Genomic DNA, 25,640 nt, shown 5'->3' on the forward strand with positions numbered 1-25,640 from the left:
CTGGGTCCTCGGGTGTCGACCGGCCTGTGGCCTCTGCCGAGAGGGCCGGGCCGGCAAGGCCGCCGCCCCTCTCAGGTGGCGCACCACCACAGGAAGCGGGCGGTGCAGGTGGGCCGTGGTTCCGGACGGGGATCCGGGCGCTGTGACGAGGAGGGCGCGGGGGCCGGCGCGGCGGTCGTCCGGGGCGGCGGCGGGGGCGCGTCGGGCGCCGTTCCGGATCCGGAGGAACTGCGCGTCGTGGTGGCGGCCCCCGGCTCGTCGGAGGTGCTGCTCCGCCGCTTCCGGGCGGCGTCGTCGGGGTTCCGGTTGTCCTCGCTCCGGTCGCCGTCCCCGGCTCCGTCGCGGGGGCTCCGGGAGGCCGAGGGGCCGCCGCTCGACGCACCGTTGCCGCTCGCGGGGGAAGCGCTGAGCGAGCCCGTGGACGCGCCCGGGTCCCGGTCGGCCGTGGGCCGTTCCGACCGGGCCGCGGCGGATCCGTTCTCCCACGGCACCCGGAAGGCGCCTTCCGTGGCGACCTCCGCCACGGTCAGCGCGCCCAGGACGACCCCGAGCAGCGCCGCGGCAACCACGACCCGGCGCCCCCGGCCACGACGGCCGCGCCGGCCACGGCTCGGGCGGGCGCGCGGGCCGCGGTGGCCGCTCCCGGCCTCGCGTTCCCGGGCGGCGAGCCGTTCCCGGGCGGCGAGCCGTTCGGCGCGGCGCCCGGTGGGGGCCGCGGGGGCACCCCGGCGGGACTGCTCCCCGGACGGGGCGGTCCCGGCCCGCGGCGCGGGGTCCCCGATGGGCGCGCCGCATCCCGGGCAGGACAGGGCGCCGTTGAGGTGCCGGCGGCACGGAGAGCAGTAATCCATGGCGCCCGCAGGCTATGTGCCTCCGGTAACGATTGAAGCGGCCTTCTGTGAGGATTCCGTGTCGACCGGCGTGCCGGGGTGACGCATGCACCGCGGTATGCCGGAAAGGGTCACAGACCCGGACCGATGCACGGAGAACTCCCCGGTTCGGGCGCGGGGAACGGGCGCGCGGAGGCGGACGTCGGGGGACGCAGAGGCGGACGCCGGACCCTTCCCCGGACCCGGGCCCTTCTCCCGGCCCCGGGCCTTTCTCCCGGCCCCCGGCCCCGGACCCGGGCGCCGTTCACCGAGCCGTCCGCCCGGACGCGGTCACGGCCCCGCCAGTTCGCCCCGGAGCCGGCGGGCCCGCAGCACCATCTCCAGTTCGAAGCGGCGGTCCGGGTCGTCCACCTCGTCGCCCCACAGCTCCCTGATCTGCCGCAGCCGGTAGCGGACGGTCTGCGGGTGCACCCCGAGCCGGGCCGCCACCTCCGGCGCGCCGCCGCGGGTCTCCAGCCAGGCCAGCAGGGTCTCCGCCAGGCGCCGGCCGTGCGCCGGGCCACAGGCGGCGAGCGGTGCCAGCCGGCGGCGCGACAGGTCGTCGATCAGCTCCTCGGGCGGCAGCAGCACCAGCGCCTCGGTGTGTTCGGTGCACTGCAGCACCTGCCCGGCGGGCAGCAGGCCGCGCTCCATCAGCCGGACCGCGGTACCGGCCCAGCGCAGCGACTTGGCCGCCTCCACCGGTGGCACCGGGGGGCCGATCGCACCCGACCAGCCCCGCATCGCGCGGCGCAGCAGTTCGCCCCGCCCGGCGACGTCCGGTTCGGGCACGACCATGCGCGGCTGTTCGCTCTCCATGTCCAGCAGGACGTCCTGGCCGACGGCGGGCGCGACCGCGTCCCGGGCCGGGCGCAGCAGGACCGCGACGGCGACCCGGGAGGGCAGCGGCCAGCCGATGCGCGCGGCGCGTTCGGTGAGCGCGTCGGTGGGGTCGGTGCGGTGCTCGGCGAACAGCAGGTCCATCAGGCGGCGCTGGAGCCGCAGCCGCTCCCCCGCCTGCCGGGCGAAGGCCTCGGCGTGGCCGCGTACGGACTGGGCGACGAGGCCGTCGAGGTACTCGAAGCCGGATTCGACGAGTTCGTACATGGCGGGCGGGGGGATCTCGGCCTGCTGCCCGATCTCGGCGAGCCGGCGCCAGGCCAGCCGGACACCGAGGCGGTAGATCGCCTGGAGGGAGTCGAGGCTGCGGCCCTGGAGGAGTTCGCCGCGGCCGAAGGCCTGGAAGACCTCGGGGTGGACGGTCGGCCGGCCGCGCCCGGTGGCGAGGTGTTCGACGAAGTGCTCCAGCGCCCGCCGGATCCCGACCAGGGCCATGGGCTCGCCGGACTCGTCGAGCACCAGCGGGAGCCCCGGGAAGGTGCGGCGTATCTCGTGGAGGATGAACTCGGCCAGCTCGGGGGCCTCCTTCATGACGAGGGAGGCGAACTGCCGGACCCGTAATCGGGGGACGTCCTGCCAGGCCGACCGGGGCACGGATCAGGGCCCCGTGCCCGGGGAGCCCGAGGGTGCGTCCGGGAACGAGACGAGCGGCACATTGGGCTGTTCCGGGGTGGCGTTCAGCGCGGTGACGATGCCGACGGCTGCCCCGACGGCGAGGGCGGCGGCTGTCACGCAGGTCAGAGCCGCGGCGAGCAGTCTGCGCATGGGACGGCGAGCCTCTCTGCTCGGTGAGGAGAACGTCCGGTGCACCGGCCCCGGTCCGGTGCTGGCTCAGTGTGGGAGCAATATTGACACTCCGTCAAGAGTCCCCCTACGGTTCCCGGTTCATAGACCGTCTCCCGGCGCACTCCGGACGAGTCGGCTCATCCCCTCCGGGGCGGGGACATCACGGAACGGCCCGGCTCCCGGCGGCTGAACGCGCACGGTCCCGGACCCACCCCCGCCTTCCAGGAGTTGCCCGTATGCGCCGTTCCTCGTTGCCCGACAACCCCCTCGGGAACCCGCCGGGGAAGCCGCCCGGGGGTCCCGGCGGAGACTCGTCCGCGGACCCTTCCGGGCCGGCCGGACACCCGACCGGCACCCCCTCCGGGAATCCGCCCGGGTCACCCGGAGAGCGGTCCGGGACCCCGTCCGAACCGGGAGGTCCGGGGCGCGGGCGGCCGTGGCCGTCGCTGGTGCTGCTGGGGGCCGGGGTGTTCCTGCTGGTCCTCGCCCCGCTGCTGGCCTGGTACGTGGAGCCGCGCGCGGAGCGGACGCCCGTCGATGTGAACACCACGACGGTCTTCACCGGCCGGGGAAGCTACTTCGACGCCGGATCGCTCGACGAGAAGGACGGCCGGATCACGGTCACCCGGCGGGTGCTGGGCGACGTGGCCGCGAGCGAGCGCAGCGGACGGGCGGTGTGGGACGTGTCGACGGCGATCGACACCCCGGCGACGCTGCCGCTGCGGGACCCGCGGAAGTCGTTGCAGTGGACCACCGAGCGGTGGGTGACCGACCGGCGCACCAATCTGCCGGTGCACTGCTGCGACGAGCGGCCGTCCTTCAGCGGGGAGGCGTACCTCAAGTTCCCCTTCGATCTGCAGAAGCGCGGTTACCGCTGGTGGGACAACACGCTGGGGGCAACGGTTCCGCTCCGGTTCGCGGGCACCGCCACGGTCCAGGGGTACCGGGGCTATCGCTTCACCGGGACCGTGCAGCCGACGCGGACGGGCACCCGGCAGGTGCCCGGCCTGCTGGTGGGGCGGCCGAAGCAGGGTCAGGTGATGGCCGAGGAGTGGTACGCGAACACGGGCATCGAGCTGGTCGCGGACCGGCGCACCGGCCGGATCATCAACGCGAGCATCGCGCCGCGGAAGACGCTGCGGGCCCCGGGCGGCCGGCGGGACGCGGTCACCCTGCTGCGGAGCGACCGGCTGGAGTTCACCGCGGCGACCCAGCGGGAGCAGGTGGATCTGGCGTCGGAGGACAGCGATCGGCTCGAACTCCTGGGCCGGACCGTGCCGTTGGCGGGTGGCGCGGCGGGCGCCGTGCTGGCGCTGACCGGGGGTGTCCTGCTGACCCGGGGACGACCGCGCGGCGCGCGGGGAACGGGCCGGGGCCGGGACTGAGGCCGGTGCGGCCGGCGAACCGGCCCGGGGCGCGCGCCGCTGGAAGCCTGTCCGGCGCGCGCCCCGGGCCCGCCCCCGACGCACAGCCCCCTGCACCCCGAAGCCCTGACGGGAACCGGCCCGGCACACGACCCGCACCCCGTCTCCCCGAGCCCCCGCTCCACGGCGGGGGCTCACGCGTTCCCCGGGGCCGGGTCGCTCCACAGCCGGGTCGCCCCACAGGCCCCGCAGGACACTTGGGCCCCGCCCGGACGCCTACCGCGCCCCGCGACATCGCACAATGCTGCGTGATGTGATGAGTCGTCAGGTCGATACGGGGCGGAACTTGTCATCCCGGTGAGTAGCCGCACCGAACAGAGGGGCGAAAACTGACCACCCCGCGCCATCCGCCGTCCGTGGTCCCCCGGAACGTCACCCCGCACGGGCGGTGGCAGCACACCCCGCCCCCATAGGTTCCGCACCCTGAGACGAGTTGGAGCCCGGATGCCCCAGCACGTACCTCCGCAGGCCGCCGCTGCCCCCTCCCCCGCGCCGTCCCCCTCCCCCGTACCCGAGCCGGCGACCCCGTCCGGGCCGGCGCCCGCGCTCGCCCCGGTGCCGCTCCCCGGACCGGCCTCCTCCGCGCCGGTGCCGCGGCGGATCGTCTTTCTCGCCCGGCGCGACCTCGGCAACCCGGCGGCGGGCGGCTCCGAGCTGCTCGTGGACCGGCTCGCCGACGGTCTCACCGCCCTGGGCCACCAGGTGACGCTGCTCTGCGGCGGGCCCGCCGCGTACCGGGACTACCGGGTCGTCTCCGCGGGCGGCGACGCGGGCCACTATCTGCGGGCCAAGCGGGCGTTCGCCCGGCAGGTCGGCGACTGCGACCTGCTGGTGGAGGTCTGCAACGGCATGCCGTACCTGGCCCCGCTCTGGCACCGCGGGCCGACGCTGTGCCTGGTCAACCATGTCCACACCGATCTGTGGGGCATGCGGTTCCCCGGTCCCGCGGCGCGGCTCGGCCGCAGGCTGGAGCACTGGGCGCTGGCCGGGAGCCACCGCGGGAATCTGCTGGTCGCGGTCTCCGGGTCGACCGCTGCCGCGCTGCGCGCCATCGGGGTGCCCCGGGACCGGATCCGGGTCGTCCACAACGGTGTCGAGGAGCCGGGACCGCTGCTGCCGAAGGCGCCGGAGCCGGTGTTCCTCGCCATGGGGCGGCTCGTCGAGTACAAGCGGATCGACCTGCTGCTGCGGCTGTGGGAGCGGGTCCGCCCGGTCACCGGCGGGCGGCTCGTCATCGTCGGCGACGGGCCCGAACGGCAGCGGCTCGCGGCGATGGCCGGGCCGGACGTGGTGTTCACCGGACGGGTCTCCGAGGCCGAGAAGCACCGGCTGCTGTGCGAGGCGTGGCTGCTGCTGCACCCGTCGCTGGTCGAGGGCTGGGGGCTGGTCGTCACCGAGGCCGCGGTGCGCGGGACTCCGGCGGTCGGCTTCGACATCCCGGGGCTGCGGGACTCGGTGGAGAACGGTGCCACCGGCCAACTCGTCGACGGCGAGAGCCGGTTCGCCGCCGCCTGGTGCACGCTGGCGCTCAGCGGGGAGCGGCGGGCCGCATTCGGCCGGGCCGCGCTGCTGCGGGCCGCGCGGTACCGCTGGAGCAGTACGGTGCGGCAGTTCCGGGCCGTGGCCGCCGAGGCGTGTCCGGCGTACGGCGCCGCCGCCCTGCCGGACCTCCCGCCCGCCGGCCCGTCGTGGCCGCGTCCCGCCGCCGGCGGAGCCGCCCGCCCGGGGAGGTGACCGGGGTGCGGGAGCTCTCCCTCAAGGACCCCTCGCTCCGCCGGTCCGTCGCCCTCTTCCGGGCGTTCCTGCGCGAGCAGTCCGACCCGGAGCACTGTTACCGGCTGCTCGCCCGGGACGCCGCCGACCAGCTGGAGCGGTACACCCCGCTGGCGGGCAAGGTGGTCGTCGACGTCGGGGGCGGCAGCGGGCACTTCACCGCGGAGTTCCGGCGCCGCGGCGCGCGGGGCTTCCTCTTCGAGCCCGACCCGCGGGAGCTGACCGCGCACGGGCCGCGGCCGGAGGGTGCGGTGGTCGCCGACGGCTATCTGCTGCCGCTCGCCGACGGCAGCGCCGATGTGTGCTTCTCCTCCAACGTGCTGGAGCACGTGGCCGATCCGCGGACCTTCCTCAGCGAGCTGGTGCGGGTGACCCGGCCCGGCGGGCTGATCTACGTGTCGTTCACCAACTGGCTCTCCCCGTGGGGCGGTCACGAGACCGCGCCCTGGCACTACCTCGGAGCGGACCGGGCCCGCCGGCGCTACCGGCGGCGGACCGGGCGCGCCGCCAAGCACACCCTGGGCGAGAACCTCTTCCCAATCCACATCGGCCCCACCCTGCGGCAGGTGCGCGAGCGCCGGGACGTGAGCGTGGTCGCCGCCCGCTCGCGCTACTGGCCGTTCCTCGTGAACGCCGTCACCCGGGTGCCGGGCCTGCGCGAAATCGCCACCTGGAACCTCCTCCTCATCCTCCGGCGGTCGCCATGACTTCGAGCAGTCTGCTGTCCCACCCGGAACCCCCGTCCCCCGCGGAGCCGGGGGCGCCGCGGCCGGGCGGGCGCCCGGCGGGACCCCGGCCCGCGCCGGCGCCCGGCCGGCGGCGCCGCGGTCTCCTCTGGTTCTGGGCCGCCGCGTTCGTGGCGTTCCTGGTGCCCGCGCCGGGGAAGGTCACCTTCGAGACCAAGCTGGGCGTGGCCCTGGACCCGCTGCGGTTCCTCGGTGAGCTGGGCTCGCTGTGGCAGGACCGGGCGGGCTTCGGCGGCCTCGCCGACCAGTACGTGGGCTACGCCTTCCCCGCCCTGCCGTACTACGCGGCGGCCCGGCTGGCCCACGTCCCGGTGTGGCTGGCCGAACGGCTGTGGCTGTCGCTCGTGGTCACCGCCGCGTTCTGGGGAGCGCTGCGGCTGGCCGAACGGCTGGGCGTGGGCACGCCCGCCACCAGGCTGCTGGGCGCCGTCGGGTACGCGCTGTGGCCGACGTTCACCATCGTCATCGGCTCGACGTCGGCCGCCGCCCTGCCCGGGGCGGTGCTGCCGTGGGTGCTGCTGCCGCTGACCGCCGCGGCGGCGAGCCCGCGCACCGCCGCCGCCCGGTCCGCGCTGCTGATCCCGTTCATGGGCGGGGTGAACGCGGCCTCGACGCTCGCCTCGCTGCTGCCCGTCGGGCTGTATCTGCTCAGCCGCCCGGCCGGGCCGCGCAAGCGGGCGCTGATCGCCTGGTGGACGCCGGGGGTGCTGCTCGCCACGGCGTGGTGGGTGGTGCCGCTGCTGCTGCTCGGCGCGTACGGCGAGAACTTCATGCCGTACATCGAGCAGGCGGACACCACGACCGCCACCATGTCCGCGACCGAACTGCTGCGCGGGGCGGGCAACTGGGTCGGCTATCTGCACTTCGGGGAGGCGTGGCTGCCCGCCGGCTGGACCGTGGTCGCCGCGGCCGCGGCCGTGCTCTCGTCCGCCGTCGCCGCCGCGCTGGGGCTGGGCGGGCTGGCCCGCCGCGACCTGCCCGAGCGCCGGTGGCTGCTGCTCACCGTGCTCGCGGTCGCGCTCGTCGCGCTGGCCGGCTACGGCGGCGCGCTGGGCGGCCCGTTCCACGGGACCGTGCAGAGCTGGCTGGACGGCGGGCTGCGGCCGTTCCGCAACATCTACAAGTTCCAGCCCGGACTGGCCCTCGCCCTGGCGCTGGGCCTGGCGCATCTGACGGCGGTGGCTGCCGAACGGCGCGGCACCCGCCCGCTGCCGGGCCGCCGCTTCGTCCCCGCGCTCGCCGCGCTGCTGGTGCTGCCCGGCCTGGCCCTGCCGTACGTCAACGGCAGCATCCTCCAGCCCGGCGCGTTCGACCGGCTGCCGGACCACTGGTCGAAGGCCGCCGCCTGGCTGGAGAAGCACGCCCGCCACGACCGGGCGCTGGTCGTCCCGGCCACCGCGCACGGCCTCTACACCTGGGGCTCCCCCATCGACCAGCCGCTGGACGTACTCGCCAGGAGCCGCTGGGCGCAGCGGGACTACGTGCCGTTCGGCACCGCCGGGTCGCGGCGCGCCCTGGACGCCGTCGAGCAGGCGCTGATGTCCGGCGGCCGGGTGCCGGGGCTGCGGGACTTCCTGGCGCGGGCCGGGCTGCACACCGTGGTCGTCCGCAACGACCTGGACCCTGACCAGATCGGCTACGTGCCGCCGCGGACGGTGAAGCGGACCCTGGAGGCGTCCGGCTACCGCCGGGTCACCGGCTTCGGGCCGCTGCTCACCGGCGGCCGCATCCCCCGCGACACCCCGCTTCAGGTGGCGGGGCTGTTCCCGCGGCAGCAGGCGGTGGAGATCTACGCACCGGACGGGGAGCAGGGCGCGGGCGGCGGCCGGCCGGGCCCGGTCGCCCTGCGCCCGGCGGCGGACACCGCCGTCGTCAGCGGCGGGCCGGAGGCCCTGCTCCAGCTCTCCGCGGACCCGGCGCTGCGGGACCGGCCGGCCGTGCTCACCGGGGACAATCACCCCGGCGTCGGCACCCCGCCGCTGCAGGCCGTCGCCGACGGGCTGCGCCGCGCCGACACCCGCTTCGGGCTCGTCAACTCCGGTACCTCCTACACCTATACGGCCACCGAGCGGAACCACTCCGGCAGCCTCCAGGACCCGGGCGCGGAGCCCCGGCAGATCCTCCCGGTGCACGGGGTCGCGCACCAGACGGCGGCCGTGCTGCGCGGCGCCCGCTCGGTGACCGCCTCCAGCAGCGGCAGCTGGCTGTTCCACCTGCCGCAGTACGACCCGGTGAACGCCTTCGACGGCAACCCGGACACCGCGTGGGCGGAGGGCAGCCCGGGGCGCCCGGCCGGCCAGTGGCTGCGCGTCCGGTTCTCCTCACCCCTCAAGCTGCCGTCCTCGCTCCGGGTGACCCCGCTGGCCGGTGACGGGATGCGGGCCGCGCCCACCCGGGTCCGGGTGGAAACCGAACGGGGCGGCGCCGAGAGCCCGTTGCAGCCGAACGGCACCGCCCAGACGGTCCGGGCCCCGGTCGGCGTCACCGGCTGGCTGCGCATCCGGATCCTCGCCGCGCAGGAGGCCGGGCCGGGGCTGTCCGGCGCCGGGTTCTCCGAGGTGTCGGTGCCGGGCGCGCAGGTGACCCGGCTGCTGGCGCTGCCGCGGGACGCGGAGCGCAGCGAGGCGCCCGCCCAGGTGTTCTCCCTGCACCGGGGCAGCGACGCCGGCGGGCTCTCCCCGGCGTCCTCCGAGGTCGGCCTGCACCGGCAGTTCGGCACCCGGGCCGGCGGTGCGTACCGGGTGACGGCGTCGGCGGTGGCGGTGCCGGGCGACGCGCTCGACGGGCTGCTGGACCGGGTGGCGCCCGGCAAGCGGAAGCGGATCACCGCGACGGCCGACTCCACGAGCCGGACCGGTATCTCGCTCAGCCCCCGCAACCTGGTGGACGGCGACCTCACCACCGCGTGGATCGCGGGCGACCGGCCGGTGATCCATCTGCGCTGGCCGGGGAAGAAGAGGATCAGTGAGATCGTCCTCGCGGCGGCGGGCGGCGTGTCCACCCGGCCGGAGGAGATCCTGATCAGCTCGCCGGACGGGGCGGCGACCGCGGGCGTGGACGCGAACGGCCGGGCGCGCTTCGACCCGATCCGCACCGACCGGCTCGACATCACCGTCAGCCGCACCGCGCCGCTCACCGTCCACAACCCGGTGGCCGACGGGCGGTTGCAGCTCCCGGTGGGGCTGAGCGAGGTGTACGTCCCGGCCCTGGACGGCCTGCGGGTGCCGCGGCCGGGGCCGGACGAGACGTTCTCGGTGCCGTGCGGCGAGGGACCGCCGCTCGCGGTCGACGGCACCCTGCACGCCACCCGGGCCTCCGGGCTGGTGCGTGACCTGACGGAGCGGCGGCCGGTGCGGGTCGAGCTGTGCGCGGGCGAGGCCGAGGACGGAACCCTCGAACTGGCCACCGGGCGGCACCGGGTGGAGGCGGGTGACGCGGGACCGCTCGCGCTGACCGATGTGACGCTGTCGCTGGGGACGCCGTCGGCGGTGTCCGGGGCGGACCGCCCGGCCGAGGCCGGCGACTGGCACGGCGACCGCCGCACGGTGCGGGTCGGCTCCGGCGCGGCCTCGTACCTCCAGACGTACCAGAACGCCAACGACGGCTGGCAGGCCACCCTGAACGGCAAGGAGCTGACCCCGCTGCGGCTGGACGGCTGGCAGCAGGCGTGGCTCGTCCCGGCGGGCCGGGGCGGGACGGTCACCCTGGAGTACACCCCCGCGCGGCTCTACCGGGCGGGGCTGATCGGCGGGGCGGTGGGCGTGGCGGTCCTGGCGGCGCTGGCGTTCGTCCGCCGGGGCGCCTCCGGCCCGGGGCCGGCCGGCGGCAGGCCGCGGGCCCTGGCGTTCCTCCGCCGGGAAGCCGCGGGGCCGGTGGAGGGGGAACGGCCGGCCGGTTCGGAGCGGCCGTTGCCGTCCGGGCCCGCCGTGGAGCCGCAGGCGCTCGTCCCGGCTCCGGGGGTGCTCCTCGGCGTGGTGGCGCTGACCGCCGTGATCGCCGTGGTCGCGGGCCCGATGGCCCTGCTCGTGCTCCCGCTGGCGGTGCTGGCCCGGCTGCGGCCGGGTGCGCTGGTGCCGGTCGCCCTGGTGGCGATCGCGGGCGCGGGCATCGCGGCGGCGACGGGGGCGGGCGAGCCACCGGCCGCGAGCGAGGGACCGTTCGGCGCCCCCGCCCAGGCCTTGGCGCTGGTGGCGCTGATGGCCGCGGTGGTGACCACGGACCGGCCGGGGCGCGACGGCCTCGCGGCGCGACCGGACGGGAGCGGGCCGGATTCGACGGAGTGGAGCGCTGCGGGGGCGGCCGGGCCGGAGGAGGCAAGCGGTTCGGAGCATGGGAGCGGTTCGGAAGGTTCGGAGGGACCGGGCGGCTCGCGGGGACCGGGCGGCTCGCGGGGACCGGGGGAGCGCGGACCGGCCGTGGACCCGGACGGACGCGGACCGCAACGATCCGGATCCGACACCATCCACCCGTCCGGCACCACCCGCCCGCACGACAACGCCCGCCCGCACGACAACGCCGACAGCGCGGGCGGTTCCCCCGCGGGAGAGGAGACGGGCCGATGACAGCGCTGCCGCACACCCGGCGGGCCGGGGCCGGGGGTCCGCCCGTGGCACGGATCCCGTTCCCCACCGTGGACGAGGTGTCCCGGCACTGCGCCCAGGACGAGGAGCCGGAGACGGTGCTCATCGAGGTGCACCTGCCGGGCAGGCCCGAACCCGGGCGGCTGCGCGACGCGTTCGGGGAGGCGCTGCGCCGCCATCCGCGCATCCTGATGCGTCAGGCGCCGGGCCACCGGTTCGCCCGGCGCTACCACTGGGAGCTCACCGGCGACGCCGACGTGGACCCGGTGCACTTCCCGCCGCCGGGCCCCGACGCGCTCGACGAGGCCCGGGCCCGGGCGCTCTCGGCCTGTCCGCCGCTGTCGCTCTCGCCCCCGGTCCGGCTCGACGTCATCACCCCCGCGACGGACGGCGGCGGCTGCGTCCTGCTGCTCACCATCAACCACACCGCCCTCGACGGGCCCGCCTGTCTGCGCGTGCTGGCCACCGCCGCCGAGCTGTACGGGGGCGCGGACAACTCCCCCGCGCCCCCGCCGGTCCGGCCCCCCGGCACCGGCCGGAGCGCCCCCGCCGGAACCCCGGTCCCGGCGGACGCCCCCGGCGGGACGGGCTGGGCGCGGCCCGCGCGGGTCGCCGCGGACGCCCGGACCGCGGGCACCGGGAACGGCCTGCTGCTCGCCGAACTCCCCGTCCCGCGGCGGGCTCCGCGCGGGACCGGCGGCGGCCCCGGGTACACCGTCAACGACCAGCTCCTGGTGTCCACGGCGCTCACGGTGGCCCGCTGGAACCTGCTGCACGGCCGCCCCACCGGCCCCATCCGGATCACCATGCCGGTCGACGACCGGACCCGGGGCGCCCGGATGCCGATCGGCAACGGCACCCGGCTGGTCGATGTGGCCGTCTGCCCGGAGGACCGTGCCGACGAGGAGCTGCTGAGCACCGAACGGCCGGACCCGGAGGCCGTCGCCCGGCTGCTGCGCCGCACCGCGCTGCGCACCCGCGCCCTCAAAGCGGTGTCCCGGCCCCCGCTGGGCCGGGGCGCCGCGCTGCTCACCGCCCCCGTGCTGCCGGTCGCCGCCCGCGCGGCGCTGACCCGCCGGCTGCGGCGGGCCGTCGCGCCCTGGACGTCGACCACGCTGGTGAGCAACATCGGCCGGATCCCGTACCCGATGGACTTCGGCGACGCGGGCCGCGCCCAGGCCGTCTGGTTCTCCGCTCCGGCCCGGATGCCGCGCGGGCTGACCGTGACCACGGCCAGCACCGGCGGGCGTCTCCATGTGGCGCTGCGCTGGTCCCGGGCGCTGCTGGACGACGACGCGGCCGCCGCAGTCGGCCGTCTCTTCGCCCAGTCCCTGGAGGTCACGTCGGCGGTCACATCGGAGGCGACGCCGGAGGCCCCGTGGCCGGAGACCACGCCGTCGAAGACCACGCCGTCGGGGACCACATCGCCGGAGACCACATCGGAAGCAACGGCCACGTCGCCGGAGACCGCACCCGGAGGTGCCGGATGACCGCGCCGCCCGGCAGCCGCCCGCCGGGGTCCGACGCCGGACTCACCGCGTCCCGGGAACCACGGCCGGGGCTGCGGGACTTCTACGAGGATCCGGCCGTCCCCGTCGCGAGCGGCACCGAACGGACCCTGCGGCAGGCCCGGATGCTCGCCGCCGCCCTCGGCCCCGTGGGGCCCGGCCGTCCGCCCGCGACCGTGCTGGACATCGGCTGCGGCGACGGCTCGGCCGCCGCCACCGCCGCCCGCGTCCTCGCCGGGCACCGGATCGTCGGCGTCGACTGGTCGCAGGACGCGCTGCGGCGGGCGGCACCCCGGATCCCCCGGGTCGTCCGCGGTGAACTGACCGGCGGCGGGCTGCCGTTCGCCTCCGCGGGGGCCGACGCGGTGCTGTTCAGCGAGGTCATCGAGCATCTCGTCGACCCCGACTCGGCCCTGGAGGAGCTGCACCGCGTCCTGCGCCCCGGCGGCGATCTGCTGCTCTCCACGCCCAACCTGGCCGCCTGGTACAACCGGGGGCTGCTGCTGGCCGGGGTGCAGCCGGTGTTCTCCGAGGTGAGCCTGCGCCGGATCCACGGCCGTCCGGGCCGCCAGGTCGTCGGCCATCTGCGGCTGTGCACCGCCCGCGCGCTGACCGGGTTCGTCGCGGCCTCGGGCTTCGAGGTGGTGCGGGTCGCGGGCGCGCCCTTCCACGGAGTGCCGGGGCCGCTGCGTCCGCTGGACCGGGCCCTGTGCCGGGTGCCGTCGCTCGCCTCCATCCTGCTCGTGCACGCCCGGCGGGTGTAGCGCGGTGTGGTGGGGGGTGGCCTCCGCGCTGCTGGCGAACGTCCTGTACAGCGGCGGATTCGTGCTGGAGAAACGGGCGTTGGCGGGACTGCCCCGGCTCAGCGCCGACCGGCCCGCCCGGGTCGTCCGGCTGCTCCTCGGCAGCCCGCTGTGGATCGGCGGGTCCGTCGCCCTCGCCCTGGGTTTCGCCGCGCAGCTCGCGGTGTACCGCACGCTGCCGATCGCCGCCGCCCAGGGCCTCTTCGTCTCCGGGCTGGTGCTGCTGCTCCTGCTCTCCTCGCTGGTCCTCGGCGAACGGCCCACCGGGCGGGAGCGGAAGGGCGTCGCGGCCATCACCCTCGCCCTGCTGATGGTGGTCGGCTCGCTGCCCGGGAGCGCCGAGCCGATCGGCCGCGGCGCGCCCGCCGGGCTGCTGCTGGCGCTGTGCGTGCCCTCGCTCGGCGCGGGCCTCTGGCTCTACACCTCCGCCGAGCGCCGCGCCCGGCACCGCCACCGGCTGCCCACCACCGGCGTGGAGTACGGGGTGGCCGTGGGCCTGCTGTACGGGGTGAGTTCGCTCGCCGTGAAGGGCGTCTCGGGGCTGCTCGACGCGGCCGACCCCGCCGGTACGGCCCTCGCGCTGCTCCGCTCCCCGTACCCGTACCTGCTGCTGGTCACCGGCGGCACGGGCCTGGTGCTGTCGCAGACCGCGCTGCAACGCTGCCGGGCCTCCCTGATCGTGCCCGTCTGCACCACCGTCACCTGCGTGTTCACCGTGGTCAGCGGCACGTTCGCGTTCGGTGAGCCACTGCCGCAGGACCCGCTGCGGCTGGTGCTGCGGCTCGGCGGCACCGCCCTCGCCGTCCTCGTCCTGCTGGCCCTGCCCCGGCACGACGCGCCGGAGGGGGCGCCCGGGTGGTCCGACCGGCCGCCGGGCGGGGCCGCCGCCGGGCGGTCCGACGGCGCCAGGAGCCCGGCTGTCACGCCCGGGTGGCCCGACGGCGGCGTGGGCGGGGCGGCGCCCGGGTGGTCCGGTGCCGCGCCGGACCGGGCGGTCGCGCCCGGGGGATCACGGGACTCGCCGCTGCGGGAGCCCCCGGCCTGAACCAGCCGTCCGAAGCCCCGGACCGGGGCACAGGACAGGCGCCCAGCGAACGTCGCGCCTCGCGAACGGATCACCGCCCGAACAGAGCGACACCCGGCACCGGAAGGAGCTGCCGTGACCCCGGACGACCCCCTGCTCGACATCCTGGTCTGCCCGCTCGACAAGGGACCGCTGACGCTGGTCGACGCCGGGGAGGCGCTCTACAACCCCCGGCTGCGCCGCCGTTACCCCGTCCTCGACGGCATTCCGCAGCTGCTGCCCTCCTCCGGCGAACCGGTCCCGGACGAGGAGCACGCACGGCTGACCCGCCGGAGCGGACCGTGACGCTCGCCGCCCGGCTCGCTCCCCGGCTGCCGCCCCGGTGGGTCGGCGCCGCGGCGGCCCTGCTCTATCCCCGGTTCGAGCCGGAACTGGCACGGCTGGACGACTTCTGCCCGCCCGGCGGCACCGCCGTGGACGTGGGCGGCTGGTACGGGCCGTGGTCGCGGCGGCTGGCCCGGCGCGCGGACCGGGTCGTCGCCGTCGAGCCCGTACCGCACCTGGCCCTGCTGCTGACCGCGACCGCGCCCCCGAACGTGACGGTCGTCCAGGCCGCCGCCGCGGAGGAGGACGGGCAGGCGCAGCTATGGCTGCCCCCGGGCGACCGCGGCGACCGCGGGGTGTCCTCCCTGGTGCGCCGCGAGGTGCACGGCAGCGCGGTGGAGGTGCGCTGCCGGTCCCTCGACGGCCTCGGGCTGACGGACGTCACCTTCGTCAAGGTCGATGTGGACGGCAGCGAACTGGCGGTGCTGCGCGGGGCCGAGCGGACCCTGCGCCGCGACCGGCCCGCCCTCCTGGTCGAACTGGAGGTCCGCATCCAGCCCTTCGGGCCGGTCCTGTCGCATCTGGCGGAGCGCGGTTACCGGGGCTGGGTGCTGCCGGAACGGGAATGGGTGCCGCTGGTCTCCTTCGATCTGGCCGCCCACCAGCGCAGGACCGCGCACGTGGCCGAGCACGGGCTGCTGCGCCGCACGCTCGCCCCGCACAGCCGGTCCGTCCGCTACGTCAACTCCGTCCTGTTCCTGCCCCAGGGGAGGCGCCCGTCGGCCGGCCGCTGACCCGCCGGCGCCCGGCGTCGTCGGGCTACGGTTCTCCCATGCCGGATCCCTCCTCACGCGGGCCGTCCCCGGGCGACTCGGACGGGCCGTCCCCGGGCGGCCCCGCCGCGAGCGGCGCCTCCTCGGGTGCGTTCGGCCCCGCGCAGTTCCAGCTCGTCCTGCTGCGGCGGATGGCCGACCACCGGCCGGAGCTGGTCGAGGCCGCCCTCCGGGAACTGGGCACCGGACGGGCCGAGATGCGGGAGGCGAACCGCCGCTGGCAGGCCATGGTCCGCTCCCCACGGGCCCGCGCGGCCGTGCGGCGCTACCGTTCGGTGCTCGGCCCACCGGAGCAGACCCTGCGCCGGCGGGTCGGCGACCTCGACTGCGAGGCGCTGCGCTGGCCGCTGCCGCTCTGGCCGGACCTGCGGTTCGAGGTGCTGACCGGGCCCGGCGGGCAGGTCTGGAACGAGTGGCTGGTGCGCGCCCCGGGCTCAGCCGGCCCGGAGCTGCGGACGACCGACGATCTGCGGCCGTGGTGCTGCACGGTGGACGAGGTGGCGCGGGCGTTCGCCCCGGCCACCCCGATGGAGGGCTCGGCGCCCACCCGCTGGGGTCTCGCCTTCACCGCACCGGACGGCGCGGGCCGGCGCGACCGCCATGTCGCGGAGTTCACCTGGGGCCTGCTCCAGCGGCTGGATCCCTGACGCCGGCCGGGCCGCCGGCTGGGGCAGGACCGTGCGCCGGCCGCTCTGCGCCACCAGCGGTCGGGCGGTCGGGCGGGGTGCGAGCGAGCCACCGGGCGACGTGCGGGCCGCCGGGCGGGGCGCGGGCCGCCGGTTCGCTCAGGGCCCTTCCTTGCCGCTCGGCGCATCGCCGGCCTGCGCCGGTTCGCTCAACGCCCTCGGCCACCGCTCAGCTCGACGCCGTCCCGCCGTTCACTCAGCGCCGTCCCGCCGGTTCGCCCGCCCGGCCGGCGGCGGACCGCACCTCCTCCGCTGCGTCCTTGCCGAGGGCGACCCGGACCAGCGCCGCCGCGAGCCGCGGCAGATCCTCCTCGTCGACGAGGGCGGCGAGCTCCTTCGCCGAGGCCGGCAGGCCGATGCGCCGGGCCCCGTCCAGCGCCTTGCGGTCGAGATACGGCCGGACCTCCGGCCAGACGGCCTGTGCCTCGCGCAGGAAGATGTGGACCCCGATGGGACCGATCCCCGGAACCTCCCGCAGCCGCCGCGCGGGATCCGCGCCGTAGCTCCCGCCACCCTCGCGCAACCGCCGCAGATCCCCGCCGTACTCCCGGAGCAGCAGGCCGGCGCCGTCGCCGAGCTGGGTGGCGGTCCGTTCGTCGTAGCGCCGGTACCCGCCGTCGCCGAGCGCGTCGACCCGCTGCTGCCAGGTGGCCTGCGCCATGGCCCGGGGGCTGCGCAGCCCCGCGGCGAACAGCGCACGGGCCGCCGACACGGCGATGTCCGCCCGGATGCGCGCGCTGAGCAGCAGGGACAGCACCAGCAGCTGGTAGAGCGGGGCGGGGGTGTTCCGCAGCGCGATCCCGGCCTCGGCGGCGTAGGTCCGCCCGCACCGGTCGAGCAGGGCCCGCACCAGATCGTCGTGGGTGTCGCTCATCGCGCCTCACCGCCCTTCCGGGGCGGAGCCGGGGACCGGTCGGGGTGGGGCCGGGGACCGGTCGGGGTGGGGCCGGCGATCCGGAAGGCCCGGTGCCTCGGGTGCCCGCCCGCGCGGCAGGCATGCGGACGGCCCGGCTCCGCACCCCGGGGGCACCGGGCCCGCACCTCCGGGGACAGCGGCCGGATCTTCTCAGGAATCACCGGCCCTGCCCCGTCCGGAGCACCGGCTCCGCACGCTCGGACCACCAGCCCACCGGCCCCGCCGTCCCGGTTTGTGGCCCGAGCGTCGGGGAACCCGTCCGGCCATGAGTGGCGACGCCCAGCCACACGACGGATCCGGCCGGGACGACTCCGGCGCGGTCCGGCGCACCGGACGCGACGAGAGCCGGGAGGAACGCGCCGACCGGCTGTGGATGGAGCTGCTGCAAGAGGTGCGCGTCGCGCAGACGGGTGTGCAGATTCTGCTGGCGTTCCTGCTCAGCGTGGCCTTCACCCCGCGCTTCGCGCAGCTCGGCAGCTTCGACAAGGGCATCTACGTCACCACCATCATGCTGGGCGCCGGGGCCACCGGGGCCCTGATAGCCCCCGTCTCCTTCCACCGCATCCTCACCGGTCACCGGCTCAAGACGGAGGCCGTCCAGTGGGCCTCGCGCTGCACCGTCACCGGGCTCGTGCTGCTGCTCGGCACGGTCAGCTGTGCTCTGCTGCTGATCCTGCGGGTGGCCGTGGACAACCAGCTCGCCGTCTGGCTGACGTTCGTGGCGCTGCTCTGGTTCGGCGTCTGCTGGTTCCTCCCGCCAGTGTGGCTGCGGCACCGCGAGCGACGGAGCCGCTGAACCGCGCCCGCCCGCACCGGACGCTCCGCACCGGACGCTCCGCACCGAACTTCCCGGAGGACCACCATGGACCGTTCACCCGCACTGCTGGGGATCTATCTCAACGACCATCTGGGCGGCTCCACCGCGGGGGCCGAGCTCTCGCGCCGTATCGCCCGGGAACACCACGGCACGGCACACGGCGGCGAACTGCGGCGCATCGCCGACGAGATCGCGGAGGACCGGCGGGCGCTGCTCGACGTCATGGACCGGCTCGGGTTCCCCGCCCGCCGGTACAAGATCTACGGCGGCTGGGCAGCGGAGAAGGCGGGGCGGATCAAGCCGAACGGCCGGATCCGCCGCCGTTCCGGCCTGAGCACGGTCATCGAACTCGAATCGCTGCGCCTGGGCGTCGAGGGGAAGGCGGCACTCTGGCGCGCCCTCCTCGGTCTGTCGGCGCGGTATCCGGGCCTGGACGCGGACCGGATCGAGCACTTGCTGCACCGGGCCGAGGACCAGTCGGAGACGCTGGAGAGCCTGCGCCTGGCCGCCGCGTCACGGGTGTTCGACCCCACGCACGCGCCCGAGCGGACCGGCTGACCCCGGCTGAGGCCGGGGTCAGCCGGGGTCAGCCGGACGCTGAGGCCGACCGACCGCCCGCCCAGCTCCCCGGCGGCCCGCCGCTCCCGAGGCGCCGGTGCCCGGGCAACGGGCAGCGGGCAGCGGGGCCGGGGCCTCGGCAGCCCCGGCTCCGCCGGTACCTGGGGGAAGCGCCCACTGCGCGTGCGGGGGTGGGCGCCTACCGCGAGCGTTCGCGGTCCAGCACAGCCCTGGTCGCCTGCCGCAGCGCGATGACGGCGGGCCGGTCACGGTCCTGGCCGCGCCAGGCCAGGGCCGTCCAGCACGGCGGAAGATCGCTGACATCGACATACGCGACACCGTGGCGGCCAAGACACGGCGGTTCACTGGCCCGGGGCCCGGGGCGTGAGATGACCTCTGAGGACCATTTCAAGATGATCTTCAGGGCTCCCTGACATGATCACGGTGTGACCCTTAAGCCTGTGCAGCTCGGCCCCAGGAAGTGCGTCCTCTTTGATGTCGACGGCACATTGATCGACGCCGTGGACAACCAGCGTCGGGTCTGGGCCGCATGGGCGGGGCGATACGGACTGGACGCGGTTGAGGTCTACCGGGTGGCGCTGCGGACGCGGCCGATGGAGACCTTCGCGAAGGTGGCTCCGGACCAGGATCCAAGAGAGTGCCTGGCGGCGCTGCACGAACTGGAGGACGAGGATGTCCGGTCCGGTGTCTACGCGGCCTTCGATGGTGCGTCGGAGCTGCTGGGCGCTCTGCCCTCGGGGGCATGGGCGCTCGTGACCTCCAACTATGAGCACCGGGTGCGCGGGCGTTTCACTCGGACCGGTCTGCCGGTCCCGTGCGTCATCGTGGACGCCGCCGCGGTGGAGGAAGGTAAACCCTCGCCCGTGCCCTATCTGCACGCCGCCGAGCAACTCGGCGCCGAGCCGGAGAACTGCCTGGTCATTGAGGACGCCCCATCCGGAGTCGAAGCAGGGCTGCGGGCCGGCATGACGGTATGGGGCGTCAACACCGCGGCTGCGGTGGCCGGCGTGCACCGTCACTTCGCGAGCCTGCGCGAAGCGGTACCCGACATCCTCACCTTCGCCCAGGCGGAGGGGCCTGCCGAAATGGGATGATCCCGTTGCGGCCGGTGTGATCACGGGACCGTCGAGCACGTCTTCGCGAGACGAAGTGCTGGAAGATGCTGCGCAACGTGGAGTGGGCGCCAGGCTGAAACCGCATGTGCCGAAGGCGGTCGCTGCGATCCGGCTGTGGCTCTGTACCTGAAGTGCCATCCATAAGCCGCGGCCGGATTAGCGTCGGAGTCAATAGACGATGGACACGATCTGGCAAGCTGCTTCGGCTAGTTGACGGTCACCGTCGATCCGGGTCCTGGAGAAGGCGACCGCTGGTGAGATCCCACGGGTGCACAGCCGCCACGCGGTCGGCGCATCCAGGCTGACACGGGTGACGGGCCGACCAGTACCCGGCTCGGCCAGGGACCAGCGGCCGTCGATGGCGGTGGCGGTCCAGGTGCCGCCGGCCGGGCCGCCAACGTGCACCTGGATCTGTGTACCGGACGGGGCAGAGGTGTTGCGCAGAGTGTGGGGCAGAGCTCGCATGAAGGTGTCCAGGACCACGGACAGGAAGCGCGGGCTGGGATCGGTGTCCTGACCGGTGGCATGGCGGATCTGCTGGCGATGAGTCCAGAACTCGGTGAAGTCCCGCGCACTGTCGAGCCACATGGGAGCGGGGTCGACACCGGCCCAGGACACTCCCAACGAAGCGTTCTCGGGGTCGGTGGTCTCGAAGAGGCGGACCACCTGCCCGCCGACCAGATCCAACGTGTCGGTGAGCGCGGCGGCGCTGACCCGGCGGTAAGCCTCGACCCACTCCTGGTTGATGCGGTGGATGAACGCCTCCAGGGTCTCGCCCGGTGCGAAGGCGACCCCGTCCTGGTGGCCGTCGCGGTCGCGACTGAGGCGTCCGTAGAAGTCGCCGAGAAGGTGCGCGACAAGATCACGCACAGTCCAGCCCGGCACCGCCTCGTTACGCCAGTCGGCAGGTTCCAGCCCCCGCAAGGTGGCCATCAGCGCCGCCTGCTCCGGAGCGAACAGCCGCCGGGCATCGATCGGCGAACCGAGCCAGGAGTAGCCGGGAACCTCATTGAGCTTCGAGTTCATGGCCACAGGCTGCCAACTGAATGCTCGATCCACCAGTGATTACCACTCTTTGAGGCGACCTGGGTCGATCCATCGATTCCACGTTCCGTCAGGCACGCTTTGGCCTAGTAGCAGCCGGTGCTCGTCATGATGTGCCTGGTCAGCTGGGTGTGATGTCGGCAGGGCTGTGCGACAGGTGTCGCGCACGTAGGGTTGGCCGGTGATAATCGAACTGCGGGAACGGTGGGGCAGGCAACCGTTATGGGTGAGATGGGCTCTCACGGTGTACTTGATCGGGTTCCTTGAAGGATTCTGTGCCCACGTTTTCGATCTGGCCCGTGGCGGCATCCACGCTTATACAGCGTTTCAGTGGATTCCCCTGCAGATATTCTTCGTCAGTCTGGTGGTTCTCGATCCACTGGTCGGCGTGTTGGTGGGACTCGTACGAAGGGAAGGCATCTGGCTGGCAGTCTCTGTGATGGGGATGGACATGTGCGCGAACTGGATGGGCAACTGGCAGTGGCTGCGGGATGACCCTGCAGGGCTGTTGCGTCCTGACGGGCTGTTGTTCATCAACCTGTTCGGCCTGTTCGTCGTCGCGTTCTCACTTCCCTTGCATCGCGCAATTTCCGGGACCGGGGCAAGGCACTTGAGGAATTCCAGCTAGCGTGTCACCAGCATCCCGGGGCAGCAGATCTGGAACGTCCCCCTGCAAGACCCTTGGAGGGTGTCTCACGTGGTGAGTTTTGCCAGCGTCTTGTAGCAGGTCAGGCTTGCGGCGAGGCCGAGGTGGGCGAGGAAGTGACTGCCCTTGCGTTCGTATCGGACGGTGAGCCGGCGGTAGCCGAACAGCCAGGCGATCGACCGCTCGATCTTCCAGCGGTGGCGGCCGAGCCGCTCGCCGGACTCGATTCCCGGACGCGCAATGCGAGGATCAGGCCGCGGCCGCGGAGCCAGGCCAGGTGGTCGGCGGAGAAGTACGCCTTGTCAGCCCGGATCTTGCTTGAAGAACGTGTTGCCGTCGGCAGCGCGGGCGGGGTGGGAGGAGCCGATCAGCGATATGCCGGTGAGGAAGGTGGCGGCGCGTGCACCCGTCACCGGACTGCCCTTCCGTCGGCCTCGACGAGCAGGAGCTGTGCACAGTGTGGACACGGGGATCTCCTTGACTTGTCGGGAACGTCTCGGGCGGCGACCGCTGGTAGGTCGCGCTCCGGTATTCAGAGGGCTGTTCGGGGGCTGTTCGGGGGCTGTTCGGGGGCGGATCGCGGCGCCACGGCAGCGCAAGCGGCACCCCGACGCGGCCCGGTCGGGGTGCCGGCTCGTGACTCAACTCGACTGGATCGCTTGCAGCATGTTCAGGCGGGCCGCCCGGCGGGCCGGCCAGATCGCGGCCAGGACTCCGACGACCAGCGCCAGCACCAGGAAGATCGCCAGCCTCCCCCACGGCAGCGCCATCTCGTACGTCTGCATCGACGACGCCATCAGGCTGCCTCCGGCCCAGGCCAGAAAGATTCCCGTGCCGATCCCGAGCACCGCGCCGAACAGTGAGATCACCACCGACTCCAGCCGGACCATCTGCTTGATGCCGAAGCGGTCGAGGCCGATGGCCCGCAGCATGCCGATCTCGCGGGTGCGCTCGAAGACCGACATGGCCAGGGTGTTGACTACGCCGAGGATCGCGATGATGACGGCCATGCCGAGCAGCCCGTACATCATGTTGAGGGCCGTGTTGATCGAGCCGCCTTCCGTCTTGACGACCTGCTCGCGGCTTTGGACCTTCAGCAGGGGGCTGTCGCCGAGCGCGGCGCGGATCTTCCGCTCAAGGCCCGTGGCCTTGCCGGGCTCGGCCTTGACCAGCAGTTTGTCGAGCTCCTTGGTGTCGGAGTACGGGAGCACGTCGGCGAGCGTGGCCAGTGCGTCCTTCTCGGCGCGGGTCTGGGCGTAGACGCCGACGACCGTCAGCTTCTTCTTCTCGGTCCTGCCGGTGTCCGTGCCGACCTCGAGGGTGGCGCCGAGTTCGAGGCCGGCCTTCGCGGCGAACCCGTCGGAGACCGCGATCTTCCCGGGGCCGATGTCACGCAGCGACCCGGCGCGGAAGTCGAGCCCCACGGTCTTGCCGAACGCCTTGGGGGCGGTGCCGGTGATGACGGCGGGCCCGCTCTTGGTGCCGAGTCGCGTCGAGTCGACGGGGGCGGCCGCGGCTACCCCGGGCACCCTCGCGACCTTGTCGGCCGCGCCCGGGTCGAGACCGCCGCCGTGGGAGCTGTTGGAGACCTCATAGTCGGTCAGTCCGTGGGCGAACTGCTTGTCCCTGGCCTGTTGGGTGGAGTGCCCGGCGACGGTCAGACCGGTGATCAGGGTGAGCCCGATCATCAGGGCCGATGCGGTGGCGGCGGTGCGGCGCGGGTTGCGCAGCGCGTTCTCCTCGGCCAGCTTGCCGCTGACGCCGAACCAGCGGGTGGTGACCTTGCCGGCCAGGGTGATCAGCGGCCGGGAGAGCAGCGGGGCCAGCACGATCATGCCGCTCACGGTCAGCCCGGAGCCGAGCATCGCGATCGTCACGTCGTCTTGGGAGATGGTCTTGAACGTGGATACGTAGAACATCACCGGCACCCCGGCCCCGGTGAGCAGGGTGCCGAGCACGTTGCGGATCACCAGGGCGCGCACTGGTGGGGCCTGGTCGACGCTGCTGAGGGCCTCGACGGGGGCGATCGTCGCGGCCTTGCGGGACGGCAGCCAGGCGGCCAGTACGGTGACGAGGACGCCGACCGCGAGCGAAGAGGCAACGGTCCCGGGCGTGATGACCAGCGGCCCGTCGGGCAAACCGGCTCCGCCCGCGTTGAGCAGCGGGCGCATGGCGGCGGCGATGCCGAGGCCGAGCGCGAATCCGGTGGCCGAGGCCACGAGGCCGAGGAGGGCGGCCTCGACGAGGACGGAGCGTACGACCTGGCGGCGCGAGGCGCCCACGGCCCGCATCAGCGCGATCTCGCGGCTGCGCTGGGAGATGAGCATGGTGAAGGTGTTCGCGATGATGAACGCGCCGACGAACAGCGCGATGCCGGCGAAGATCGTCAGTATCGTGGCGAAGAACCCGTTGTCCTGGGTGATCTGCCCGGACTGCTCGGCTGCCAGGTCCGCGCCGCTGGTGGCCCTGGCGCCCTTCTCGGGCAGCAGCGCCTGCACCTGGTCGGTCAGCGCACGCTCGTCGGTACCGGCTTCGGCCGCGACCGTGATCTCGTCGAACCGACCGGCGTGAAGGAACAGCTTCTGCGCGGTCGGGGTGTCGAAGAGGGTGAGGGTGCCGCCGACGGTGACCCGTGGGTCGTCGGTGGAGACGATGCCGACCAGCTTCTTGGTCAGGGCGGGCCCGTCGGTGGCGAAGCGGACGGTGTCGCCGATCCGGTAGCCGGCCTTCTCGGCGGTCTTGGCGTCCAGCGCCAGCTCGCCCTCGGCGGTGGGGCCGCGGCCTTCCTTCAGCGGGAAGTGGCCGTCCTTGCCGTCCTTGCCGGGCAGGTAGTTGGTGGCCAGGTTCTGCCAGTTGTTGTCGGCGTTGACCGGACGGCCGTCCTTGCCGGCCAGGGTGGCCGAGCCGTTGACGGTGGGGCGCACCGAGGCGACCCCGGGCAGCGTGCGGATCTTCCGCGCCAGCTCCGTGTCGAGGACGGTGACCGGCTTGCCTTCCGAACCGCCGGGTCCGGAGGCGTCATCGGCCCGTACGGAGAGGGCCACGCCCTTGAGGCTCCGGGCGGCGGCGTTGTTGAAGGAGCCGGCGACGGTGTCGCCGAAGACAAGGGTGCCGGAGACGAAGGCGACACCGAGGAGGACCGCGAGTGCGGTCATGAGCAGTCGGGCTTTGTGCGCAAGGACGTTGCGCAGAGCTGTACGCAGCATGTCGGAGCCAGTCCTGGAGGTACGCGGTCGGGACAGGGAGGCCGTGCGGGAGGAAAGCCGAACGGGAGGGAGCCGTGCTGGAGGGAAAGCCGTGCGAGCGGGACGCGTCAGCTCGTCCGTGCCTCGGTGTCGAAGAGCCGCATACGGTCGAGCACGGCTTCGGGGGTGGGGTCGGACAGTTCGCCGATGAGCATCCCGTCGGCGAGGAAGACCACCCGGTCCGCGTAGGAGGCGGCCACCGGATCGTGGGTGACCATCACCACCGTCTGCCCCAGCTCGCGTACCGATTGTCGGAGGAAGAACAGGATTTCCCCGCCGGAACGGGAGTCGAGGTTGCCGGTCGGCTCGTCCGCGAAGACGATCTCCGGCCGTCCGGCCAGCGCGCGAGCCACGGCCACGCGCTGCTGCTGGCCGCCGGACAGCTGCGACGGACGGTGCCGCAGCCGCTCGGAAAGGCCGACGGTCCCCACGATCAGCTCCAGCCACTCCTGGTCGGGCTTGCGGCCGGCTATGTCCAGGGGAAGCGTGATGTTCTCCAGGGCATCCAGCGTGGGCAGCAGATTGAACGCCTGGAAGACGAAGCCGATCCTCTCCCGCCGGAGCCTGGTGAGTTGCCGGTCGCCCAGTCCGGACAACTCGGTGTCACCGATACGAGCAGACCCGCTGGAGATCGAGTCGAGCCCTGCCATGCAGTGCATCAGCGTCGACTTGCCGGAGCCGGACGGCCCCATGATCGCGGTGAATTGACCACGGCCGAACTCCACAGAGACCGCGTCGAGGGCGACCACGCGGGTCTCGCCCTCGCCATAGACCTTGGTCAGCTCCGCTGCGCGAGCAGCGGCGCCCAAGGGGGCCCGGAGGCCAGGTTCGGGGGTGGCGGGCTGCGACATGGGGACTCCTCGCGGTGGTGCGGTGCGGAACTCCCGACCATCGTGGCCGCGGCCCACCCCCGCATAAGTCGCTCTCAGGTCGGGAATACGCCGCCTGCCGAAGGACAGACCCGCCGCGGCCGCGTCACCCTCACGGCCCATGGCCTCTCTGTCCAAAGAGAGACCCGACGG

General features: G+C 74.4%; 21 protein-coding genes. 14 read left to right on the forward strand and 7 right to left on the reverse strand.

Going from position 1 to position 25,640, the window contains the following annotated elements; translation table 11 throughout:
• Positions 1 to 71: 71 nt before the first annotated feature.
• The 3 genes from ACFYYR_RS01500 to ACFYYR_RS01510 form a co-directional block, all read right to left on the reverse strand.
• Positions 72 to 851: a hypothetical protein gene (locus ACFYYR_RS01500; RefSeq protein ID WP_388845583.1), complete on the reverse strand. Its 780-nt coding sequence runs from the start codon at positions 849 to 851 to the stop codon at positions 72 to 74.
• A gap of 309 nt (positions 852 to 1,160) precedes the next feature.
• Positions 1,161 to 2,363 carry a PucR family transcriptional regulator gene (locus ACFYYR_RS01505; RefSeq protein WP_388845586.1) on the reverse strand — a complete coding sequence of 401 codons (1,203 nt, stop codon included), beginning with the start codon at positions 2,361 to 2,363 and terminating at the stop codon, positions 1,161 to 1,163.
• 3 nt (positions 2,364 to 2,366) lie between these two features.
• The gene (locus ACFYYR_RS01510; protein WP_351506455.1) at positions 2,367 to 2,534 is read right to left on the reverse strand and encodes a hypothetical protein; all 168 of its coding nucleotides are present in this window, start codon (positions 2,532 to 2,534) and stop codon (positions 2,367 to 2,369) included.
• Positions 2,535 to 3,004: 470 nt separating this feature from the next.
• Between ACFYYR_RS01510 and ACFYYR_RS01515 the strand changes: the two genes are divergently transcribed.
• The 10 genes from ACFYYR_RS01515 (at position 3,005) to ACFYYR_RS01560 (ending at position 16,217) form a co-directional block, all read left to right on the forward strand.
• Positions 3,005 to 3,940, forward strand: coding sequence for a DUF3068 domain-containing protein (locus ACFYYR_RS01515; protein ID WP_388845589.1), 936 nt, complete (start codon positions 3,005 to 3,007; stop codon positions 3,938 to 3,940).
• A 483-nt stretch (positions 3,941 to 4,423) separates the two neighbouring features.
• Entirely contained in the window at positions 4,424 to 5,713 is a 1,290-nt protein-coding gene (locus ACFYYR_RS01520; protein ID WP_388845592.1) for a glycosyltransferase family 4 protein, read from the forward strand.
• Complete coding sequence (locus ACFYYR_RS01525; protein WP_388845594.1) at positions 5,710 to 6,459, forward strand: class I SAM-dependent methyltransferase; 750 nt, start codon at positions 5,710 to 5,712, stop codon at positions 6,457 to 6,459. Before ACFYYR_RS01520 ends, ACFYYR_RS01525 begins: the two co-directional genes overlap by 4 nt.
• On the forward strand, positions 6,456 to 11,060 hold the full coding sequence (locus ACFYYR_RS01530; RefSeq protein ID WP_388845597.1) for an alpha-(1->3)-arabinofuranosyltransferase family protein: 4,605 nt from the start codon (positions 6,456 to 6,458) through the stop codon (positions 11,058 to 11,060). Before ACFYYR_RS01525 ends, ACFYYR_RS01530 begins: the two co-directional genes overlap by 4 nt.
• Positions 11,057 to 12,568: a condensation protein gene (locus ACFYYR_RS01535; RefSeq protein WP_388845599.1), complete on the forward strand. Its 1,512-nt coding sequence runs from the start codon at positions 11,057 to 11,059 to the stop codon at positions 12,566 to 12,568. Before ACFYYR_RS01530 ends, ACFYYR_RS01535 begins: the two co-directional genes overlap by 4 nt.
• On the forward strand, positions 12,565 to 13,350 hold the full coding sequence (locus ACFYYR_RS01540) for a class I SAM-dependent methyltransferase (protein ID WP_388845602.1): 786 nt from the start codon (positions 12,565 to 12,567) through the stop codon (positions 13,348 to 13,350). The genes ACFYYR_RS01535 and ACFYYR_RS01540 overlap by 4 nt, the downstream gene beginning before the upstream one ends.
• A 16-nt stretch (positions 13,351 to 13,366) precedes the next feature.
• On the forward strand, positions 13,367 to 14,434 hold the full coding sequence (locus ACFYYR_RS01545; RefSeq protein ID WP_388845605.1) for a hypothetical protein: 1,068 nt from the start codon (positions 13,367 to 13,369) through the stop codon (positions 14,432 to 14,434).
• A 114-nt stretch (positions 14,435 to 14,548) separates the two neighbouring features.
• The gene (locus tag ACFYYR_RS01550; protein WP_351506439.1) at positions 14,549 to 14,758 is read left to right on the forward strand and encodes a Trm112 family protein; all 210 of its coding nucleotides are present in this window, start codon (positions 14,549 to 14,551) and stop codon (positions 14,756 to 14,758) included.
• Entirely contained in the window at positions 14,755 to 15,531 is a 777-nt protein-coding gene (locus ACFYYR_RS01555) for an FkbM family methyltransferase (protein WP_388845607.1), read from the forward strand. The genes ACFYYR_RS01550 and ACFYYR_RS01555 overlap by 4 nt, the downstream gene beginning before the upstream one ends.
• Positions 15,532 to 15,569: 38 nt before the next feature.
• Complete coding sequence (locus ACFYYR_RS01560; protein WP_388845609.1) at positions 15,570 to 16,217, forward strand: hypothetical protein; 648 nt, start codon at positions 15,570 to 15,572, stop codon at positions 16,215 to 16,217.
• A gap of 235 nt (positions 16,218 to 16,452) precedes the next feature.
• Here the strand turns inward: ACFYYR_RS01560 and ACFYYR_RS01565 are convergent, their stop codons facing one another.
• Entirely contained in the window at positions 16,453 to 17,130 is a 678-nt protein-coding gene (locus ACFYYR_RS01565; RefSeq protein WP_388845612.1) for an endonuclease, read from the reverse strand.
• A 307-nt stretch (positions 17,131 to 17,437) separates the two neighbouring features.
• On the opposite strand from ACFYYR_RS01565, the gene ACFYYR_RS01570 reads away from it, so the two are divergent.
• The 3 genes from ACFYYR_RS01570 to ACFYYR_RS01580 all read left to right on the forward strand — a co-directional run bounded on the left by ACFYYR_RS01570 (position 17,438) and on the right by ACFYYR_RS01580 (position 19,662).
• Positions 17,438 to 17,968 carry a DUF6328 family protein gene (locus ACFYYR_RS01570; RefSeq protein ID WP_388845615.1) on the forward strand — a complete coding sequence of 177 codons (531 nt, stop codon included), beginning with the start codon at positions 17,438 to 17,440 and terminating at the stop codon, positions 17,966 to 17,968.
• Positions 17,969 to 18,034: 66 nt separating this feature from the next.
• A complete protein-coding gene (locus tag ACFYYR_RS01575; protein ID WP_388845616.1) occupies positions 18,035 to 18,547 on the forward strand; it encodes a hypothetical protein in 513 nt (170 codons plus the stop codon).
• A gap of 446 nt (positions 18,548 to 18,993) precedes the next feature.
• A complete protein-coding gene (locus ACFYYR_RS01580) occupies positions 18,994 to 19,662 on the forward strand; it encodes an HAD family hydrolase (RefSeq protein WP_388845618.1) in 669 nt (222 codons plus the stop codon).
• A gap of 189 nt (positions 19,663 to 19,851) precedes the next feature.
• Here ACFYYR_RS01580 and ACFYYR_RS01585 read toward each other — a convergent pair whose 3' ends face one another.
• Entirely contained in the window at positions 19,852 to 20,709 is an 858-nt protein-coding gene (locus ACFYYR_RS01585; RefSeq protein WP_388845621.1) for a maleylpyruvate isomerase family mycothiol-dependent enzyme, read from the reverse strand.
• Between the two features lie 199 nt (positions 20,710 to 20,908).
• On the opposite strand from ACFYYR_RS01585, the gene ACFYYR_RS01590 reads away from it, so the two are divergent.
• Positions 20,909 to 21,355 carry a hypothetical protein gene (locus ACFYYR_RS01590; RefSeq protein ID WP_388845624.1) on the forward strand — a complete coding sequence of 149 codons (447 nt, stop codon included), beginning with the start codon at positions 20,909 to 20,911 and terminating at the stop codon, positions 21,353 to 21,355.
• Between the two features lie 659 nt (positions 21,356 to 22,014).
• Here ACFYYR_RS01590 and ACFYYR_RS01595 read toward each other — a convergent pair.
• Positions 22,015 to 24,579 carry an ABC transporter permease gene (locus tag ACFYYR_RS01595; RefSeq protein WP_388845627.1) on the reverse strand — a complete coding sequence of 855 codons (2,565 nt, stop codon included), beginning with the start codon at positions 24,577 to 24,579 and terminating at the stop codon, positions 22,015 to 22,017.
• Positions 24,580 to 24,686: 107 nt separating this feature from the next.
• Positions 24,687 to 25,469 (reverse strand): ABC transporter ATP-binding protein, encoded by a 783-nt coding sequence (locus ACFYYR_RS01600; protein ID WP_388845630.1) that lies wholly within the window; start codon positions 25,467 to 25,469, stop codon positions 24,687 to 24,689.
• Between the last annotated feature and the right edge of the window lie 171 nt (positions 25,470 to 25,640).

The sequence above is a fragment of the Streptomyces sp. NPDC001922 genome (assembly GCF_042891165.1).
Taxonomy (GTDB): domain Bacteria; phylum Actinomycetota; class Actinomycetes; order Streptomycetales; family Streptomycetaceae; genus Streptomyces.

What these genes read in the sequence shown, in the direction of transcription:
- ACFYYR_RS01585 (WP_388845621.1), bottom strand. Translation starts at nt 20,709, where the DNA reads ATGAACTCGAAGCTCAATGAGGTTCCCGGCTACTCCTGGCTCGGTTCG.
- ACFYYR_RS01575 (WP_388845616.1), top strand. Translation starts at nt 18,035, where the DNA reads ATGGACCGTTCACCCGCACTGCTGGGGATCTATCTCAACGACCATCTG.
- ACFYYR_RS01530 (WP_388845597.1), top strand. Translation starts at nt 6,456, where the DNA reads ATGACTTCGAGCAGTCTGCTGTCCCACCCGGAACCCCCGTCCCCCGCG.
- ACFYYR_RS01520 (WP_388845592.1), top strand. Translation starts at nt 4,424, where the DNA reads ATGCCCCAGCACGTACCTCCGCAGGCCGCCGCTGCCCCCTCCCCCGCG.
- ACFYYR_RS01600 (WP_388845630.1), bottom strand. Translation starts at nt 25,469, where the DNA reads ATGTCGCAGCCCGCCACCCCCGAACCTGGCCTCCGGGCCCCCTTGGGC.
- ACFYYR_RS01595 (WP_388845627.1), bottom strand. Translation starts at nt 24,579, where the DNA reads ATGCTGCGTACAGCTCTGCGCAACGTCCTTGCGCACAAAGCCCGACTG.
- ACFYYR_RS01510 (WP_351506455.1), bottom strand. Translation starts at nt 2,534, where the DNA reads ATGCGCAGACTGCTCGCCGCGGCTCTGACCTGCGTGACAGCCGCCGCC.
- ACFYYR_RS01535 (WP_388845599.1), top strand. Translation starts at nt 11,057, where the DNA reads ATGACAGCGCTGCCGCACACCCGGCGGGCCGGGGCCGGGGGTCCGCCC.
- ACFYYR_RS01560 (WP_388845609.1), top strand. Translation starts at nt 15,570, where the DNA reads ATGCCGGATCCCTCCTCACGCGGGCCGTCCCCGGGCGACTCGGACGGG.
- ACFYYR_RS01570 (WP_388845615.1), top strand. Translation starts at nt 17,438, where the DNA reads ATGAGTGGCGACGCCCAGCCACACGACGGATCCGGCCGGGACGACTCC.
- ACFYYR_RS01540 (WP_388845602.1), top strand. Translation starts at nt 12,565, where the DNA reads ATGACCGCGCCGCCCGGCAGCCGCCCGCCGGGGTCCGACGCCGGACTC.
- ACFYYR_RS01565 (WP_388845612.1), bottom strand. Translation starts at nt 17,130, where the DNA reads ATGAGCGACACCCACGACGATCTGGTGCGGGCCCTGCTCGACCGGTGC.
- ACFYYR_RS01500 (WP_388845583.1), bottom strand. Translation starts at nt 851, where the DNA reads ATGGATTACTGCTCTCCGTGCCGCCGGCACCTCAACGGCGCCCTGTCC.